The 18,847-nt window shown below is 59.5% G+C and carries 12 protein-coding genes and 1 riboswitch; of the genes, 8 read left to right on the top strand and 4 right to left on the bottom strand.

Annotated elements, in window-relative coordinates:
- The first annotated feature begins 1,137 nt into the window (after window positions 1-1,137).
- On the top strand, window positions 1,138-1,953 hold the full coding sequence (locus J2X66_RS16395; protein WP_310266078.1) for a M48 family metallopeptidase: 816 nt from the start codon (window positions 1,138-1,140) through the stop codon (window positions 1,951-1,953).
- 118 nt (window positions 1,954-2,071) lie between these two features.
- On the opposite strand, the gene J2X66_RS16390 is transcribed toward J2X66_RS16395, so the two are convergent.
- The 3 genes from J2X66_RS16390 to J2X66_RS16380 all read right to left on the bottom strand — a co-directional run bounded on the left by J2X66_RS16390 (window position 2,072) and on the right by J2X66_RS16380 (window position 4,908).
- Window positions 2,072-2,653: a TMEM165/GDT1 family protein gene (locus J2X66_RS16390; protein ID WP_027925988.1), complete on the bottom strand. Its 582-nt coding sequence runs from the start codon at window positions 2,651-2,653 to the stop codon at window positions 2,072-2,074.
- A 93-nt stretch (window positions 2,654-2,746) separates the two neighbouring features.
- A riboswitch (yybP-ykoY riboswitch) is annotated at window positions 2,747-2,869 on the bottom strand.
- Between the two features lie 41 nt (window positions 2,870-2,910).
- Window positions 2,911-3,909 carry a class I SAM-dependent methyltransferase gene (locus J2X66_RS16385; RefSeq protein ID WP_123435098.1) on the bottom strand — a complete coding sequence of 333 codons (999 nt, stop codon included), beginning with the start codon at window positions 3,907-3,909 and terminating at the stop codon, window positions 2,911-2,913.
- 33 nt (window positions 3,910-3,942) lie between these two features.
- Window positions 3,943-4,908, bottom strand: a complete 966-nt coding sequence (locus tag J2X66_RS16380; protein ID WP_310266075.1) for a 2-hydroxyacid dehydrogenase — start codon at window positions 4,906-4,908, stop codon at window positions 3,943-3,945.
- A 156-nt stretch (window positions 4,909-5,064) separates the two neighbouring features.
- On the opposite strand from J2X66_RS16380, the gene J2X66_RS16375 reads away from it, so the two are divergent.
- From J2X66_RS16375 to J2X66_RS16355, 5 genes are all read left to right on the top strand, one after another.
- Window positions 5,065-5,694, top strand: a complete 630-nt coding sequence (locus tag J2X66_RS16375; protein ID WP_109787839.1) for a LysE family translocator — start codon at window positions 5,065-5,067, stop codon at window positions 5,692-5,694.
- A 153-nt stretch (window positions 5,695-5,847) separates the two neighbouring features.
- A complete protein-coding gene (locus J2X66_RS16370) occupies window positions 5,848-7,530 on the top strand; it encodes a fatty acid--CoA ligase (protein WP_310266071.1) in 1,683 nt (560 codons plus the stop codon).
- 337 nt (window positions 7,531-7,867) lie between these two features.
- Window positions 7,868-9,769, top strand: a complete 1,902-nt coding sequence (locus J2X66_RS16365; protein WP_310266069.1) for a DUF1302 domain-containing protein — start codon at window positions 7,868-7,870, stop codon at window positions 9,767-9,769.
- Between the two features lie 28 nt (window positions 9,770-9,797).
- The gene (locus J2X66_RS16360) at window positions 9,798-11,162 is read left to right on the top strand and encodes a DUF1329 domain-containing protein (protein WP_310266067.1); all 1,365 of its coding nucleotides are present in this window, start codon (window positions 9,798-9,800) and stop codon (window positions 11,160-11,162) included.
- Between the two features lie 264 nt (window positions 11,163-11,426).
- Complete coding sequence (locus J2X66_RS16355; protein WP_310266065.1) at window positions 11,427-14,165, top strand: LuxR C-terminal-related transcriptional regulator; 2,739 nt, start codon at window positions 11,427-11,429, stop codon at window positions 14,163-14,165.
- A gap of 115 nt (window positions 14,166-14,280) precedes the next feature.
- On the opposite strand, the gene J2X66_RS16350 is transcribed toward J2X66_RS16355, so the two are convergent.
- Window positions 14,281-17,073, bottom strand: coding sequence for a M10 family metallopeptidase C-terminal domain-containing protein (locus tag J2X66_RS16350; protein ID WP_310266063.1), 2,793 nt, complete (start codon window positions 17,071-17,073; stop codon window positions 14,281-14,283).
- Window positions 17,074-17,284: 211 nt separating this feature from the next.
- Between J2X66_RS16350 and J2X66_RS16345 the strand changes: the two genes are divergently transcribed.
- On the top strand, window positions 17,285-17,929 hold the full coding sequence (locus J2X66_RS16345; RefSeq protein ID WP_310266061.1) for an MBL fold metallo-hydrolase: 645 nt from the start codon (window positions 17,285-17,287) through the stop codon (window positions 17,927-17,929).
- A 103-nt stretch (window positions 17,930-18,032) separates the two neighbouring features.
- The gene (locus J2X66_RS16340) at window positions 18,033-18,740 is read left to right on the top strand and encodes an OmpA family protein (RefSeq protein ID WP_123435091.1); all 708 of its coding nucleotides are present in this window, start codon (window positions 18,033-18,035) and stop codon (window positions 18,738-18,740) included.
- The last annotated feature ends 107 nt before the right edge of the window (window positions 18,741-18,847 follow it).

The raw sequence follows: 18,847 nt of genomic DNA, 5'->3' as shown, positions 1-18,847 counted from the left end.
GTCGACGGTGTAGGTCACTTCGCCACGCTTGAGGTTGCCCATGTTGGCGATCTGCTGGCTGTCGAGGATGTCGCTGACCTTCTCGCCGAATTTGCTCGGGTCCTTGGTGTAGGCCACGATCCGGCCGTTACCGCCGATCAACGCCATTTCCCCTGCGCCGCTGTACAGTTTCTGGTTCGCGCCCAGGAGCATTTCCTGAATGAAGTTCACCGACAGGTCGGCGCCGACGATGCCCTGGAAGGCGCCGTTGAGCATGATCGGTTCAATAAAGGAGGCGAGCATGACGACTTTATCGCCGACCTTGTAAGGCGCCGGATCGATCACGCAGGATTTTTTGGTTTCCTTGGAACACAGGTAGTACTCGCTGGCGCGCACACCGGTGGACAGGGTTTTCTGGTCGTCGACGTCCACCAGCTTGTCCAGGCCGAGGGTGCCATCATCGTTGCGGAACCACCACGGCAGGAAGCGCCCGTTGCTGGCATCGATGCCGGTCACTTTGGTATCGACGTAGGCGGCATCGTTGTGGTCGAGAGCGTTCTTTTCCCAGCCGATGTAGGTGCCGAGGATCTTCGGGTTCTTGGCCACGTTTTCCTTGATCAGACTGATCAACTGCTCGCGGCTCACATTCAACAGCGGCTGGCCGTCGGGCCCCTGCGTGCCGATCAAGGCGTTGACCCGCACCAGCCCGCCTGCGATCAGCAGGGGTGCTTCGAGTTCACGCTGGATCTGGCTGACCTGGGTTTGCGCCAGCGACGTCAGGCGCTGTTCGATGACTTGCTCGAATTGCGCCTGGGTCCGTTGCTGGACCATGTCTTGCGTCCGTGCGCCGGAAAACAACGCGTACAGCACCAGTGCGGCGACTACGCTAAGTACGATGGCACCAGCGAGGGCGGCCACGGAAAACTGGATCGACTTGAATTTCATGGGTGCTCCGCACGCAAGAGGACGTCTGCGGTGGTGTATCGGCAGCGGGGCGGACAGCCATGAGCGGGGGCAGGCGAAATGACTGTTTTGGACGTGCCCGTGTCGCAATCAGAAAGGTGCCGAACCTTTGTGCGGCAAGGCAGTCAGTGCTGTATGAATTTTTTGCTACTGCCGTCGTCCCGAGTCGGGTGACGGCTTTATAGGAGTGCCGTGATGAACAAGTCTCTGGTGGCGTGCGTGTTGGGATCGGCTTTACTGCTGAACGGCTGCGAGACCGTCAACACGACCAGTGCAGGTGAAGTCGGTGTGGTGCGCCAACAACACATGACCACATTGTTGTCGAGTGAACAGGTCAATCAGGCTTACGCACAGGACTACAAGCAGACCGTGGGGGATGCGACCAACAAAAACATCCTCGACAAGACCAGTACCGAGGCCGCGCGTGTTCAGGCGATTGCCGATCGGCTCATCGCCCAGGCGCCCACGTTTCGCCCGGATGCAGCGCAATGGCAGTGGGAGGTCAACCTGATCAAAAATGATGAGCTCAACGCCAACTGCGGTCCTGGCGGCAAGATCATTGTGTACACCGGGCTGATCGAGAAACTGCAACTGACTGACGACGAACTGGCCGCGGTGATGGGGCATGAAATCGCCCACGCCTTGCGCGAGCACGGCCGTGAAGCTTTATCCAAAGCCTATGGCGTGAATCTGATGCAACAGTTGGCCGTTGCGGCAGGTGCGCCGGCAGCGATTGTCGAGGTGGGGAATAACGGCGTGAACCTGTTGATGACCCTGCCCAACAGCCGCACCAATGAAAACGAAGCCGACCTGATCGGTCTGGAACTGGCGGCGCGTGCGGGTTACAACCCGAATGCGGCGATTACCCTGTGGGAAAAAATGAGCAAGGCGGACGAGGGGGCTCCACCGGAGTTTCTCAGCACTCACCCCTCTTCCAGCAGCCGGACCGCAGCGTTGCAAGGGGCGATTCCGAAGGTGATGCCGTTGTACGAGAACGCGCGTAAATCCTGAAACTGTCGTGAGGCTGCTGGCGACTTCGCGAGCATGTCCGCTCCCACATCAGACCGCGGTCAACTGTGGGAGCGAGCTTGCTCGCGAAGAGCTATAACGCGGTCTGCCGACCTCCGGGTTAAACCCAGCCGCTGCTCTGCATCGCCTTATACACCGCAACAATCGCCAGGATGAAGAACGCCGAGGCCGCGAGTCGACGAATCAGGGTCAATGGCAATTTGTCCGCCGCAAAGTTACCCGCCAGCACCACCGGTACGTTGGCAATCAGCATGCCGGCGGTGGTGCCGATGATGACCAGCCACAAGTCCGGGTATTGCGCCGCCAGCATCACGGTAGCGACCTGGGTCTTGTCACCCATTTCCGCCAGGAAAAACGCAATCAGTGTGGTCAGGAAAGGCCCGAATTTGCGCGCAGTGCTGACGTCGTCGTCCATCTTGTCCGGCACCAGGGTCCACAAGGCGGTCGCGGTGAAGCTGGCGGCCAGAATCCAGTGCAACGTCGCATTCGAGAAGAAGCTGCCGAACCAGGCACCGACCGCGCCGGCGGCGGCGTGGTTGGCCAGGGTCGCGGCGACGATGCCGGCGATGATTGGCCATGGCTTGCGAAAACGGGCTGCGAGAATGAGCGCGAGCAGTTGCGTCTTGTCGCCGATTTCGGCCAAGGCAACGATTGCGGTCGGAACGAGAAGTGAATCCAGCATCATCAGGGTTTTTCCTAAGGGGCGGGTCGACACGGCTATGACACGTACAGCCTTCCCGCCCCGGGTAAGGTGTTCGTGTCATAGGTCTTGTCAAACCCTGCGTACCGTCTGATGTGGACGCTTGGGTCGCATACGCCATGGTCTGAGGACCAAGTATGTTGACGTATGCCGGACGAGCATGGCGCTCGTGGGAGACTACTCCCCTAGGACGGAGCGGATTCTGCCTAGGCAAAATCCGTTAGGCAAGCACTTATTTGTCAGCCTCGTTTGGCCCGGTAGATTCGGAAACCCTGCCCCTCAGCCTTGATTGCACACACGCCGAGGTGCTCCTCGATCAGCGGTTGGTACTTCAGGAAGCTGTTGGCGACCAGTCGTAGTTCGCCGCCGTTTTTCAGATGTTTGGCTGCTTTTCGCAGCAAGTTCTCAGTGGCGAAGTAATCGGTATGGACCCCGACATGGAACGGCGGGTTGCTCAAAATCGCACTCAAACCCATTGGTGCAGCGTCGATCCCGTCGCCGGTAATAACCTCGGCTTCCAGACCATTGGCCGCCAGTGTCAGGCGACTGCTGGCCGCGGCAAACGCATCGACGTCGAGCAAGGTGACCTGATTGTGCGGGTAACGACGCTTCACCGCGGCGCCCAACACGCCCGCGCCGCAACCGAAGTCCAGCAAGTGGCCGCTCGGCAGCTTGTCCAGATGCTCCAGCAGCAGTGCGCTGCCGCGATCCAGTCGACCGTGGCTGAACACGCCCGGCAGGCTGATGACTTTTAATGGCCCTTCGGCCAGGGGCAATTCATAGGTCTGCGCCAGGCTTTCCAGCGACTTGGCTTCTGGCGCGTTGGCCACGGTAACCAGCCAGAGCTGGCAATGACGGGCGCTGTCGAGCTTGCGCGGCTTGCCGAACGGGTTCAGTTGTTTGGCGGCGCCTTCGATGCCGCTGCGTTTTTCACCGACCAGGTACAGCTCACGGCCGGCCAGGCGCGAGGCGAGGGCGTTGAGGATGTAGTCGGTCAGGTCCTTGGACTTGGGTAAAAACACCACGGCGGTTTCAAACTCACGCTCGGGAGCGTTCACGCCAAAATGGCTGCGCTCGGCGAAACGGGCGTCCAGCGCGGCCTGGTCGCCGGCGTGCCAGCACCAACCGTGTGCAGCGGGCAGTCGGCCCAGCAGATCGTCGGCGGGCAAACCGGCCAATAACACCGAACCCTGGAATAACTCGGGCTGACGAAGCAGTACTTCACTGCGCGGATCCATACTCTGCTCCTTGAAAAAAAGTGCGGCAGTTTATCAACTGACGACCCGCAGCGCTGTACCGCTGAAGAAAGCCTGCGCGCTTTCGGTCAACTGCCCCACGATTCGCTGCCGCGCTTCGCGACTGCCCCAGGCGTTGTGCGGGGTGACAATCAAGCGCGGGATGTCATCGGCCAGCAAAGGATTACCCGCCGTCGGTGGCTCTACGCTCAGTACATCGGTGGCCGCGCCGCCCAGATGACCGTTGCGCAGGGCATCGGCCAGCGCCTGCTCATTGATCAAACCACCGCGCGCGGTATTGACCACGAAGGCGCCGGGTTTCATCGAGGCCAGTTCACGGGCGCCGATGAAGTGGCGGGTGTGTTCGTTGAGCGGGCAGTGCAGGGTGAGGGCGTCGATCTGCGGCAACAGTTGATCCAGCGGCAAGCGATCCGGCCGGGCAGGGCGCCCCGGGATCTGACCCAGCAGCACGCGCATGCCGAATGCTTCGGCCAGTCGTGCGACGGCGCCGCCGAGTTCACCATGGCCGAGTAATCCGAGGGTTTTGCCTTCCAGCTCGACGATCGGGTAATCGAGCAGGCAGAACTGTTTCGCCTGCTGCCAGCGACCTTCACCCACGGCTTTTTGATAATCGGCCAGGCGCGTCGCCAGGTTGAGCAGCAGCATGATCGTGTGCTGCGCCACCGACGGCGTGCCGTAACCCTGGCAGTTGCAAACGGTAACGCCATGGGCGCGGGCGGCGGCGAGATCGACGTTGTTGGTGCCGGTGGCGGTGATCAATATCAGCTTGAGGTCGGGGCTGGCGGCGATGGCGTCGGCATTGATCAGGATCTTGTTGCTGATGGCCACCGTGGCGCCCTTGAGGCGTTCGATCACTTGATCTGGCCGGGTCTGCGCGAACAGCTGCAAGTCGTCGAAGCAATCACGCAGCGGGTTGAGGTCGAGGTCGCCAAGGTCCAGGGACGGGTGGTCGAGGAAAACGGCGCGGCGAGAGTTCGTCATCAACTGTACCTTTTGTGCATTGAACGGAAGGCGTAATCTGCCGAGCCTACCAGATGAAACAAATGGTTACGCAGTGCACCAAGTGGCGAAGTTGCTACAGGGATGTTGTCAGCCTGAAATTTTTCTTTTCGACCGATCTGCCCAAAAGGAGCCCTCATGTACTGGACAGAGTTCTTGACCGTTGCCCTGATTCACTTGCTCGCCGTGGCCAGTCCCGGCCCGGACTTTGCCGTGGTGGTGCGTGAAAGCGTGACCCACGGTCGGCGCGCCGGCACCTGGACGGCGCTGGGCGTCGGCACCGCCATTTTCCTGCACGTCGGCTATTCGCTGCTGGGCATCGGCCTGATCGTGTCCCAGTCGATCGTACTGTTCAACGCGCTCAAATGGGCCGCCGCCGCATACCTGCTGTACATCGGCTACAAGGCCCTGCGCGCGCAACCGGCCAAGGCTGTCGATGACAACTTGCACAAGGAAGCCGGCGAGCGCACCGCTCGGGGCGCGTTCACCTCCGGTTTTGTGACCAACGGCCTGAACCCGAAAGCCACGCTGTTCTTCCTGTCGTTGTTTACCGTGGTGATCAACCCGCACACGCCGCTGGCGGTGCAAGCCGGTTACGGGGTCTACCTCGCGGCGGCGACGGCGCTGTGGTTTTGCCTGGTGGCGCGGCTTTTCAGCCAACAGCGTGTGCGCGCCGGTTTCGCCCGCATGGGCCACTGGTTCGACCGCACCATGGGTGTGGTGCTGATCGCCATCGGCGTGAAACTCGCGTTCACCGAGATGCATTGATAGCGGGCTGATCTTCGATATCCTGCAAATGCTGGCGCAAAGCTAGCATTTGTACGGCTCTGCAAATCATTCCTTTGGCTGATTTGGCTGACATTGAAGGGCACTAAAGTGCTTTCATTCAGCCAACACCGTGCAGCCAGAAAAGGGATTCATATGTTGCAGACTCGCGTTATCCCCCCAGCCGAAGGCGCTTACCAGTATCCGCTGCTGATCAAGCGGCTGCTGATGTCCGGCGCTCGTTATGAGAAAACCCGCGAGATCATTTACCGCGACCAGTTGCGCTACAGCTATCCGACCCTCATCGAACGGGTCGCGCGGCTGGCCAACGTGCTGACGGCCGCCGGGGTCAAGGCCGGGGATACCGTGGCGGTGATGGACTGGGACAGCCATCGTTATCTGGAATGCATGTTCGCCATCCCGATGATTGGCGCGGTGATTCACACCATCAACGTTCGCCTGTCGCCAGAACAGATCCTCTACACCATGAACCACGCCGAGGACCGCTTTGTACTGGTCAACAGCGAGTTCGTGGGGCTTTACCAGGCGATTGCCGGGCACTTGACCACGGTCGAGAAAACCCTGCTGCTGACTGATCTGCCGGAGAAAGCCGCCGACCTGCCGAACCTGATCGGCGAGTACGAGCAACTGCTGGCGGCTGCCAGTGCGCAATACGACTTCCAGGACTTCGACGAGAACTCCGTCGCGACCACGTTCTACACCACCGGTACTACCGGCAATCCCAAAGGTGTGTATTTCACCCACCGGCAACTGGTCCTGCACACCATGGGCGTGTCGACCATCATGGGCTCCATCGACAGCGTGCGCCTGCTGGGCACCAGCGACGTGTACATGCCGATCACCCCGATGTTCCATGTGCATGCCTGGGGCTTGCCGTATGTGGCGACCATGCTCGGGCTCAAGCAGGTGTATCCCGGCCGCTACGACCCGGAATACCTGGTGGAGCTGTGGCACAAGGAGAAGGTCACCTTTTCCCACTGCGTACCGACCATTCTGCAAATGATCCTCAACGCCAAAGCGGCGCAAGGCACGGATTTCGGCGGCTGGAAAATCGTCATCGGCGGCAGTGCGCTGAACCGCACGCTGTACGAAGCAGCCAAGGCCAAGGGCATCCAGTTGACCGCGGCTTACGGCATGTCGGAAACCGGGCCGCTGGTGTCGTGTGCTCACCTCAATGATGAGTTGATGGCCGGCAGCGAAGATGAACGTACCACCTATCGCATCAAGGCCGGCGTGCCGGGGCCCTTGGTGGAAGCGGCGATCGTCGACACCGACGGCAATTTCCTGCCCGCCGATGGCGAAACCCAGGGCGAGCTCGTGCTGCGTGCGCCATGGCTTACTGAAGGCTACTTCAACGAACCGCAGAAGGGCGCCGAGCTCTGGGCCGGGGGCTGGTTGCATACCGGCGACGTTGCGACGCTGGATGCCATGGGCGTGATCGACATTCGAGACCGCATCAAGGACGTGATCAAGACCGGTGGCGAGTGGATCTCGTCCCTGGACCTCGAAGACTTGATCAGTCGCCACGTTTCGGTACGCGAAGTAGCAGTGGTGGGCATCGCCGATCCGCAGTGGGGGGAGCGCCCGTTCGCCCTGCTGGTGCTTCGCGAAGGGCATGAGATCGGGGCCCGGGAACTCAAGGAACACCTCAAGCCGTTCGTGGAATTGGGGCACCTGAGCAAGTGGGCCATTCCTAGCCAGATTGCCCTTGTTACTGAAATTCCCAAGACCAGCGTCGGCAAGCTCGACAAGAAGCGTATCCGCCTCGACATCACTGAATGGCAGGCCAACAACAGCGCGTTCCTCTCGACGCTTTAAGCGTCCTCCGGTGTGCCCGAAAGGGCACGCCAGCCCCACCAAGCAAGCGCTTGGCTTGTGTAATCCGAATTTTCAGCCATCCTTGCCGTGCCGACATGTGTCGGACTGGCGAAAGGACTGTTCCAGAGTGGCCGGCAGCTGCAAATCACACTTTAGAGGGATCAAGCTCTACTACCTGCTGGCTATAGTCCGCTCAAGGATTTTTAAGAACGGAGCAAACGCACAAAACGGGGCGATGCAATTTTGGAGTGACTTCGGGACGTCTTGGCTCCCCGTCACCCACAACGTTTTTAGAAGTGCTCACTGCCATAACAATAATGCACATGGAGTAGCGTCGATGACATCAGTAAACAAGTTCTGGCGCCGGGCGAAATTGCCCCTGGCGGTCAGTCTCGCCTCTTCGCTCGCCGGGCCTGCATTCGGCGTCAGTTTCAACGTTGGTGAAATCGAAGGTCAGTTCGACTCGTCGCTGTCCCTGGGTATGAGTATCTCGACCCAACAGCCAAACAAGAACCTGATCGGCGTCAACAACGGCGGGCATGGCCTGTCCCAGACCTCCGATGACGGTCACCTGAACTTCAAGAGCGGGCAAGCGTTTTCGAAGATCTTCAAGGGCATCCATGACCTTGAATTGAAATACGGCGACACCGGCGTGTTTGTCCGGGGCAAATACTGGTACGACTTCGCGCTGCAAGATACCAATCTGGAATTCAAGAACGTCGAAAACGACGGCCGCAAAGAGGGCGCCAAGTCCTCCGGCGGGCAAATCCTCGACGCCTTCATCTACCACAACTACACCGTTGCCGATGAGCCGGGCTCCGTGCGTCTGGGCAAGCAGGTCGTGAGCTGGGGTGAAAGTACATTCATCGGCGGCGGCATCAACTCGATCAACCCGATTGACGTGTCTGCGTTCCGTCGTCCGGGTGCCGAGATCAAGGAAGGCCTGATCCCGGTCAACATGTTCTACGTGTCCCAGAGCCTGACCGAAAACCTCTCGGCCGAAGCCTTCTACCAGCTGGAATGGGACCAGACCGTTGTCGACAACTGCGGCACGTTCTTCTCTCAGCCAGACATCGTCGCCGACGGTTGCGACAACAACCTGCGCGTGCTGAACAAGCGCTCGACGATTCCAGCCATCGCGCTGGGCCCGTTGGCAGCCAACGGTGTCAACGTCAACGAAGAAGGTGTTCTGGTCCAGCGTGGCGGCGATCGTGATGCACGCGACAGCGGCCAGTGGGGCGCGTCCTTCAAGTACATGTTCGACCCGCTGGACACCGAGTTCGGTGCCTACTTCATGAACTACCACAGCCGTGCGCCGATCTTCAGCGCCACCGGTGCGCCACAGTCGGTCTACAATGGCGTGGCGGCATTGCCAGGCCCGTTCCAGGCTTTGGGGCCGCTGCTGGTCGCGGGTAACTCGAAATACTTCATCGAATACCCTGAAGACATTCGCCTCTACGGTTTGAGCTTCTCCACCACCCTGCCTACCGGTACGGCGTGGAGCGGTGAGATCAGCTACCGTCCGAATGCACCGGTGCAGTTGAACTCCACCGACATTCTGTTCGCGGGCATTCGTCCTCTGGGCAACAACAATCCGAACAATCCGTTGACCAACGCTTCGTTGCTGTCGGCCGCACCGGGCACCGACCTGAACGGTTATCGTCGTAAAGAGGTCACCCAGTTCCAGACCACCCTGACGCACTTCTTCGATCAAGTCATGGGTGCCAGTCGTCTCACACTGGTCGGCGAAGTGGGCGTGACCCATGTCGGTGGCCTGGAAAGCACCTCTGACGTTCGTTATGGCCGCGATCCGGTCTACGGTCCGGGTGAGTTGCCTGCTTCGGGCGCTCTGGACACCTGTGTTGCACTCAACACCAGCACCATCAACGGTGCCGGCGCGGGTGCTGCCACCAACAACCGCAGCCGCAACTGCACCGACGAAGGCTTCACCACGGCGACTTCGTGGGGCTACCGCGGTCGTGCGATCTGGGAATACAACGACGTGTTCGCCGGCGTGAACCTCAAGCCGAACGTGGCCTGGTCCCACGACGTGAGCGGTTACTCGCCAGGCCCTGGCGGCAACTTCGAGGAAGGTCGTAAAGCAGTGAGCCTGGGTGTCGATGCCGAATACCAGAACACCTACACCGCGAGCCTGGCCTACACCAACTTCTTCGACGGCAAGTACACCACCGTAGATGATCGCGACTTTGTTGCGCTCAGCGTCGGCGTGAACTTCTAAGCACTGTTTTTTGAGGACGAACACACATATGAAAATAACAAAGAGTCTGTTCCACGCCGGTGTCTTGGGGTTTTCGCTGTTGGCGACCAGCGTGATGGCGGCGGTCCCTGCGGCCGAAGCCGACAAACTGGGCAAGAGCCTGACGCCGATGGGTGCCGAGATGGCGGGCAACGCCGACGGTTCGATTCCGGCCTGGAAGCCCATGCCGAAAAACGCCGGCACTGTCGACAGCAAGGGTTTCCTGTCCGACCCGTTCGCCAGTGAAAAGCCGCTGTTCACCATCACTGCGCAGAACGTCGACCAATACAAAGAGAAACTTGCCCCGGGCCAGTACGCGATGTTCAAGCGCTACCCGGAAACCTTCAAGATGCCGGTTTACCCGTCCCATCGCGGTTCCACCGTGCCGGATGACGTGTTCGCCGCCATCAAGAAGAACGCCACCACGACTACCCTCGTGTCCGGCGGCAACGGCCTGGAAAACTTCGAAACTGCCGTACCGTTCCCGATTCCGAAAAGCGGCGTTGAAGTCATCTGGAACCACATCACCCGCTATCGCGGCGGCAGCGTGACCCGTCTGGTGACCCAGGCCACGCCACAGCCGAACGGCTCGTTCAGCCTGGTGTACTTCCAGGACCAGTTCGTGTTCCGCGACAAGATGAAGGACTACGACCCGAAAAACCCGGGCAACATCCTGTTCTACTTCAAGCAGAAAGTGACCGCGCCGGCACGTCTGGCCGGTGGTGTGCTGCTGGTGCACGAAACCCTCGACCAAGTGAAGGAACCGCGTTCGGCGTGGGTCTACAACGCCGGTCAGCGTCGTGTGCGTCGTGCACCACAAGTGTCCTATGACGGGCCGGGTACTGCGGCGGATGGCCTGCGTACCTCCGATAACCTGGACATGTTCAACGGTGCACCGGATCGCTACGACTGGAAGCTCGAAGGCAAGAAAGAGATGTACATTGCCTCCGACAGCTACAAGCTCGACTCGCCGAACCTCAAGTACACCGACATCATCAAGGCCGGTCACATCAACCAGGACCTGACGCGTTACGAGTTGCGCCGGGTCTGGCATGTGGTTGCAACCTTGAAGGAAGGCCAGCGTCACATCTATGCCAAACGTGACTTCTACATTGACGAAGACACCTGGCAAGCCGCCGTGATCGATCACTACGACGGTCGTAACCAACTGTGGCGTGTGGCGGAAGCTCACTCCCAGCAGTACTACAACGTGCAAGTGCCGTGGTACACCCTGGAAACCCTGTACGACCTGCAATCGGGCCGTTACCTGGCGCTGGGTATGAAGAACGAAGAGAAGCAAGCGTATGACTTCGGCTTCACCGCTACCACCAGTGACTTCACACCAGCAGCACTGCGTCAGGACGGGGTTCGTTAACCTGTACTGAACAGAGGCCGCATCCTCGAAAACGCCCCGACTGGTTCGGGGCGTTTTTTTTGTATGAGCCGAGCTTGCTCGCGATGGCGTCCGTCTCATCACTGCATGATTGCCGATACACCGCGTCAACCCAATCGCGGGCAAGCCATGCTCCTACGGACTTTTTGTAGCCATTTGTAGCAATAACCTTCATTCCCTATCCGTTTACCGCTAGTCTGCGGACATCTGCAACGCCGCCATCCGCAATTCAAACAAGAGCCGGCCATGACTGATCTGTCCCCACCCCCGGGCCCCGCAAGCGTTTCCGTCGCCGCATTGGACGGGCGCTTTTTCAGGCCTCCGCTGCCCAACGGCCATGTGCTGCGGCCTCGTCTGTGCGAGCGCCTGAGTGCTGGCCTCGGTGGCAGGCTGTTGCTGGTCAGCGCACCCGCCGGGTTTGGCAAGAGTTCCTTGGCGGTAGAGTTCTGTCAGGGGTTGCCACCGTCCTGGCAAAGCCTGTGGCTGGGGTTGAGTCCGCGAGACAGCGACCCGGGGCGTTTCCTTGAGCGGTTGCTCGAAGGGCTCCAGGATTACTTTCCGACGCTGGGCAGCCAGGCGTTGGGGCTGCTGAAAATGCGCCAGCGCCATCAGCCGTTCGCTTTTGAAGAATGGCTGGACGGTTTGCTGGACGAGCTGGCCATTCATCTGTCGCCAAGTACGCCTTTACTGCTGGTGCTCGATGATTACCATCTTGCGCAAGGCCCGGTGCTCGATCGTTGCCTGCAATTTTTCCTCAATCATTTGCCGGATGGCTTACTGGTCATGGTCACCAGTCGACAGCGCCCGGACTGGCACCTGGCCCGTTTGCGGCTGTCGCGCCAACTGCTCGAACTGCATGAACAGGACCTTCGACTGACCCACGATGAAGCCCTCACGTTGCTTGATCGCCACAGCAGTTCATTACGCGGCGAGGCGCTGGAAAGCCTGATTCAACGCAGTGAAGGCTGGGTTGCGGGGCTGCGATTCTGGTTGCTGGCTGCCTCCGAGGCGGGCACTGAAGGTGCGTTGCCGCAGTCGCTGAACGGCGGGGAAGGGCTGATTCGCGATTACCTGCTCGAAGAAGTCATCGATTGCCTGCCGGCCGAAGTGCAGCAGTTCCTTTACGACACAGCCCCCCAGGAACGTTTTTGCAGCGAGCTCTGCGACGCGGTTCGCGAAGCTCATGACAGTGCCGAAATCCTGCGTTTCCTCCAGGCACATCAAGTGTTCCTGGTGCCACTGGACGAGCACGGCCACTGGTACCGCTATCACCATCTGTTTTCCGACCTGCTGCGCACCCGACCCACCGCGCAGACGATAGTGCCCCCGGCCAGCCTGCATTTGCGCGCATGTCGCTGGTTCAATGCGCAGGGGCTGCTCGACGAAGCGGTGGAGCAAGCGTTGCGTGCCGGGCATCTGGACGTTGCGGCGAACCTGGTGCAAAACCTCTCTGAAGAACAACTGCTCGCCGAGCAGAACGTCGGCATGCTGCTGCGCTGGAAAATGGACCTGCCCGACAGCCTGCTGATCAGCACCCCCCGATTGATCGTGCTTTATAGCTGGGCGTTGGGGCTGGCCTGTCAGTTGGATGCCGCCGAGGAACTGGCTGCCCATTTGAGCCGCTTCCTGCCGGCCCCTTCGGCCACGGCGCAGAAGTCGATGCTGGCGCAGTGGCTGGCGCTGAGCGGCATCATCGCTCGCGGGCGCGGCAACCGTGATCTGACGCTTCTTTATTGCACTGAAGCGCTGCAGAGCCTGCCGGCCAAACGCTACGGGCAACGCTTGATGTGCCTCTCGACCCTGTCCAACCTGGCCATCGCCGACGGCGATTTGTGGCGTGCGCGCAATTTGAACCGTGAGTCGCTGGAATTGGCGCAGCGTGTCGGCAATCCATTGTTTGAAGCACTGGCCCATTACGACCGCGCCCGTGTGTTGCAGGCGCGTGGGGAAATCCTGCGTTCGCTGCAAGAAGTCCGTCAGGGCCTGCAACGCTTGCAAGGGCTGTCTGCGCAACGGCTTTATGCCGTACGCGCACGGCTGACCCTGTATGAAGGTTTCCTGCTGGCCATGCACCTGCAACCACAAGTCGCGCGGGCACGCTTGCAAACCGGTTTGAGTGAAGCAAGGGCCTGTCGCGATATCAGCGTATTGCTCGGCCATTGCGTGATCGCGCGGCTTGAGGGCAACAGCGGCGAGTTCGCCAAAGCCTTCGCCGAACTGGCCGAAGCCGAGCGGTTGATGCACATCTGGGACGTGCCACCGATTTACTACCTGGCGATGATCACCCTGGTCAAATGCGAGCTCTGGCTGGCCCAGGGACGCACCGACCTGGCCGAAGCCTGGCTGGCGCGTCTGGGTCAGACCTACAACGGCGAACACGCGGCCGCGCCGCCGGAGTTTCATCCACAGCTGCCGCTGCATATCGAGTTACAGCAGGCCTTGCTGGAAGTCATTCAAGGGCAACCGATGCTCGCCGAAGGGCGGTTGAATGCGTTGCTTGAACATGGGCAGCAAACCGGACGGCAATTGCTTTGTGCAATGGCGCTGACACAAAAAGTGACCTTGTTGCTGACCGGCGGACGGGAGCCCGAGGCCCGCAAGGCGCTGACCCAGGCGCTGGAAGCAGCGGCTGGCGGTGTATTGCAACCCTTCGACGGATTGCTCGCAGGACATTCGGAGTGGCTGCGCGGGCAATTGCAACTCTGTTCCCAGACCGCTTTTTCACAAAACCTTGCCGAGCATTTACCGAGCGTGGCCGTTCGCCCGGTCGTGGAGTCATGTGCGACGGCAGAACAGCTCAGCGCCCGTGAACTGGCGGTACTGCGCCTGATTGCCGAAGGTTGTTCGAACCAGCAAATCAGCGATCAACTGTTCATCTCGCTGCACACGGTCAAGACCCACGCCAGCCATATCAACAGCAAGCTTGGGGTTGAGCGGCGTACGCAGGCAGTGGCGCGGGCGAAAGAGATGGGCTTGCTGGTTTAGCACACGGATCGACGCTCACCACAGCGCACAACGTAAAACGCCCCGAGCGGTCGGGGCGTTTTTTTTTTCTTGCGGCCTGATTTAGAGGCCGCAAGTGGTTCTGGCGGTGAACCCGTCAGGCCACCATATCGTTGGCGCTGAAGGTGTTCACACCGACCAACTGGATCTCGAAGTCCGTTCCCGTACCACCGCTGACATTGCCAGAAAGCACATGGTCAACGAAGCGTACTTGTCCGGCACCGGTGAAGTCGGCAGTACCAATGAAGGTGAAACCTTTGTCGAACCCGGCATTCGGAAGGTTGGCGTCGAAGCCGGTCAGGTCGATCTTGTCGCCCTGCAGGCTGTTGAAGTCGGTGATGACGTCACGATTGGCGCTAATCCCCATTTCATTGACGGCGCGGAACACAAACGTGTCTATACCCGCACCCCCGGTGAGGGTGTCGGCCCCGGCCCCGCCGCTCAGGGTGTTGTTTCCGGCGTTACCGATCAACGTGTTGTTCAGCTCATTCCCGGCGCCATTGATGTTCTTGGCACCCAGCATCGTCAGGTTCTCGACGTTGGCCCCCAGGGAGTAATTGACCCAGGAGAACACGGTGTCGATTTCGGTCAGCGAGGTGCCATGCTCAATGACGGTGTCACCGATATTGTCCACCAGGTACATGTCGTTGCCGGCACCACCGTCCATGATGTCTGCACCGCTCTTGCCGTCCAGCACGTTATTGCCAGCATTGCCAGTCAGCGTGTTGCGCAGTTCGTTGCCGATGCCGCTGGTGTTGTTGGCGCCCAGCAACGTGAGGTTTTCGACGTTGGCGCCCAGGGAATAGTTGATCCAGGAGAATACGGTGTCGATTTCGGCGGGTGAAGTGCCGTGCTCGATGACGGTATCGCCGATGTTATCCACCAGGTACATGTCGTTACCGGCTCCGCCATCCATGATGTCAACGCCGCCCATGCCATCCAGCACGTTGTTGCCGGCATTGCCGGTCAGCGTGTTGTTCAGTTCATTGCCGACGCCACTGATGCTTTCTGCGCCCAGCAGTGTCAGGTTTTCGATGTTGGCGCTCAGAGAATAGCTGATCGAGGCAAGCACTGTGTCGATTTCGCTGAGTGAAGTGCTGTGCTCGATGACGGTATCGCCGATATTGTCGACCAGGTAAATGTCGTTGCCCGCACCACCGTCCATGATGTCGGCGCCGCCCCTGCCGTCCAGTATGTTGTTACCGATATTGCCGATCAGCGTGTTGCTCAGTTCGTTGCCGGCAACGCTGATGCTTTCTGCGCCCAGCAATGTCAGGTTCTCGACGTTGGCGCCCAGGGAATAGTTGACCCAGGAGAGCACGGTATCGATTTCGGTCAGCGAAGTGCCGCGCTCGATGACGGTGTCGCCGTAGTTGTCGACCAGGTAGGTGTCGTTGCCCGCGCCGCCGTCCATGGTGTCAGCGCCGCCCGTGCCGTCCAGTACGTTGTTGCCGGCATTGCCGATCAGCGTGTTGTTCAATTCGTTGCCGGCAACACTGATATTGCCTGCGCCCAGCAATGTCAGGTTCTCGACGTTGGCATCCAGGGAATAGTCGACCCAGGAGAGGACAGTATCGATTTCAGTCAGCGATGTACCACTCTCTATGACTTTGTCGCCATAGTTGTCGACAAGGTAGGTGTCGTTGCCCGCGCCGCCATCCATGGTGTCGGCGCCGCCCCTACCGTCCAGCACGTTGTTGCCGGCATTGCCGATTAGCGTGTTGTTCAATTCGTTGCCGGCAGCGCTGATGCTGTCAGCGCCCAGCAGCGTAAGATTTTCGACGTTGGCGCTCAGGGTGTAGTGGGTCCAGGAGAGCACCGTGTCGATTTCGCTGGGCGAAGCGTTTTGTTCGATGACAGTGTCGCCGGCGTTATCGACCAGATAGGTGTCATTGCCGGCACCACCGTCCATGATGTCCGCGCCACCACGGCCATCCAGAACGTTGTTCAGTGCATTCCCGGTCAGTCTGTCGTTATAAACAGAGCCAATGGCATTTTCGATCTTGGCGCCGAATGCGATCGCCAGCCCGTCATTGACCGCCGTCATGTTTGTATAATCAACGAACGCTTTGCCGATCTGGCTGTAGGTGCCCTCGTTCAGGTTGATGGACACGGCGGACAACTGGTTGCTGCCATCAATCGTATCGTTGCCGCCGGCATCCCAGATCGTCTCGAAAATCGACTGATCCGCGGCCCATGTGTAAACGTTATCCCCGGTTTGCCAAAGGTTGTTGGCGCCATACAGGCTTTGGATCGCCAGAATGTCGAGTGGCATCGGGGTCGTAGGCAGATAAGAGTACGAGTTGTTGTAACTCATCACCGTGAAGTGAACATCGTCCAGCGCGGTATCGAGCAGCGTGGTATTGGTCGAGCTCACGTCGAACGGATGCTTGAGCCCCAGTGCATGGCCGATCTCATGCCCAAACGTCATGTAGTCGTAGGTGCCTTTGAAGGGATTTGGATCATTCGTTTGCGGGCCGATCCATACGTCACCGCCGCTGGGGGCATTGGTCGGAAAATAGGCCCAGGCCGCGGTCTGGTTATCCATCAACTGGTAACCGCCAAATCGCAAGTCGCCGACATTGCTGATGGTGTCACTGGTCAGCGTGAAATTGATATTGGCGACCGAACTCCACATGCTCAATGCGCTGGTAATCGCGGTCTGCTGAGCCGTCGTCAGCGCATACAGCGCCTTGTACTCATTGTCAGGACTGTAATTGGTGACAAAGTACGAAGTATTGGGTGCCATGAAGCTGTAGCTGAGGTTGGTTGGGCCAAGAGGGCTCCAGTTTTCCCCGAGCCAGTAAGCGCCCGAAATGAGGCTGTCGATGGCTTTGACACCAGTCAGCGTTGACGCAAAAGTAAACGAGTAAGTCGACGGCGTAGGCATGTTGATTTCCTGAGTGCGCTGCGGCCCTTCCTGAATGCGGCCGCTACAAAAATACAATTCTGCACTAGAATCGGTATGGTTGACATCATATGGCCACTACTTTTCTTTTGCTGACGTCAAGTAATTGGTCTGGAGAACTGTATCGGCGAGTGGCGTAGAATCCTGAAGCCATGTTCAATGCCTTCTGTCCAATACAGGCCATCGATTTCCCATGACCGTTTCAAACCCCGCCCTTATCCGCGAAACCTTCCCCGTCGGCCCGTTGCAGTGCAACTGCACAATCATCGGCGACCCGATCAGCAAAAAAGCGATCGTGGTCGACCCGGGCGGCAATCATGAAATGATTCTGGCGCGCCTCGATGCCTTGGGCTTGAAGGTGGTCAGCATTATCCATACCCACGCGCACCTGGATCACTTCCTGGCCTCCGGTCAGCTCAAGGAGAAAACCGGCGCGACCTTGCACCTGCACAAAGAAGATCAGTTTCTCTGGGACAACCTGGAAATGCAGTGCCAGATGTTCGGAGTGCCTTATGCGTCGGTTCCGTCGCCGGATCGCTGGCTGGCCGATGACGAAGAACTGGCTTGCGGTTGCGGTGTGGCGATCCATACGCCGGGGCATACGCCAGGTTCCATGAGCTTCTGGTTTTCAGAGGCTAAGCTGCTGATTGCCGGTGATACGCTGTTTCGGCGCGGGGTAGGGCGCACGGATTTGTGGGGCGGCGATCAGGCGACCATCGTGCGGTCGATCAAGCAGCGGCTGTATACCCTCGACGAAGAAGCGACCGTGGTCACCGGGCATGGTCCGGACACGCGCCTGGGCGAGGAAATGCGCGAGAACCCGTTCGTGCGGGCCTGATTTGTAATACAGGGAATTTTTGACCGGCGCGACGATCCAACGCCCGCAAAGGTCCAATGCTTAAGTCCGTTGCACCACAGAATGCAAAAAATAGGAGCTCTTAATGTTCACCATGCGTCCTTTGATTATTGTCGCTACCGCAGTGGCCTTGCTGTCGGGCTGTGCTTCGCCCAACCCTTACAATGGCCAGCCTCAGGGGCAGGCTGATACTGGCTCCGAAGGTATGAGCAAAACCGCTAAATACGGCGGTCTCGGTGCCTTGGCGGGTGCCTTGGCCGGTGCCGCGATCAACCACGATAACCGTGGCAAGGGCGCGCTGATCGGAGCTGCGGTGGTGGGCGCTTCCGCCGCCGGTTACGGTTACTACGCCGACCAGCAAGAGAAAAAGCTGCGCGCCAGCATGGCCAACACCGGGGTTGAAGTGCAGCGCCAGGGCGATCAGATCAAGCTGATCATGCCGGGTAACATCACGTTCGCCACCGATTCGGCGAACATCGCCCCAAGCTTCTATCAGCCGTTGAACAACCTGGCGGGCTCGCTCAAGGAGTTCAACCAGAACCAGATCGAGATCGTCGGCTACACCGACAGCACCGGTGCGCGTCAGCACAACATGGACCTGTCCCAGCGTCGTGCACAGAGCGTGGCGACTTACCTGACGTCGCAGGGCGTGAGCGGTGCCAACCTCTCGGCTCGCGGTGCCGGCCCGGATAACCCGATTGCCAGCAACGGTGATGCCAATGGTCGGGCACAGAACCGTCGCGTTGAAGTCAACTTGAAAGCGATTCCGGGTCAGCAGTATCCTCAGCAATAACCGTTTTACCTTTACCAACCTGACTGAACCCCAGGCGTAAAAAAAGAGCCCGCCCGATCCTCAACAGACCGGGCGGGCTTTTTTGTGTGAATTGTTCCGACGATGAG

Origin of the sequence: Pseudomonas sp. 3296 (assembly GCF_031456615.1) — a bacterium.
Classification (GTDB): domain Bacteria; phylum Pseudomonadota; class Gammaproteobacteria; order Pseudomonadales; family Pseudomonadaceae; genus Aquipseudomonas; species Aquipseudomonas mucoides.
The sequence above is the reverse complement of the archived record's forward strand: the minus strand, read 5'-3'. Positions and strand labels throughout refer to the sequence as shown.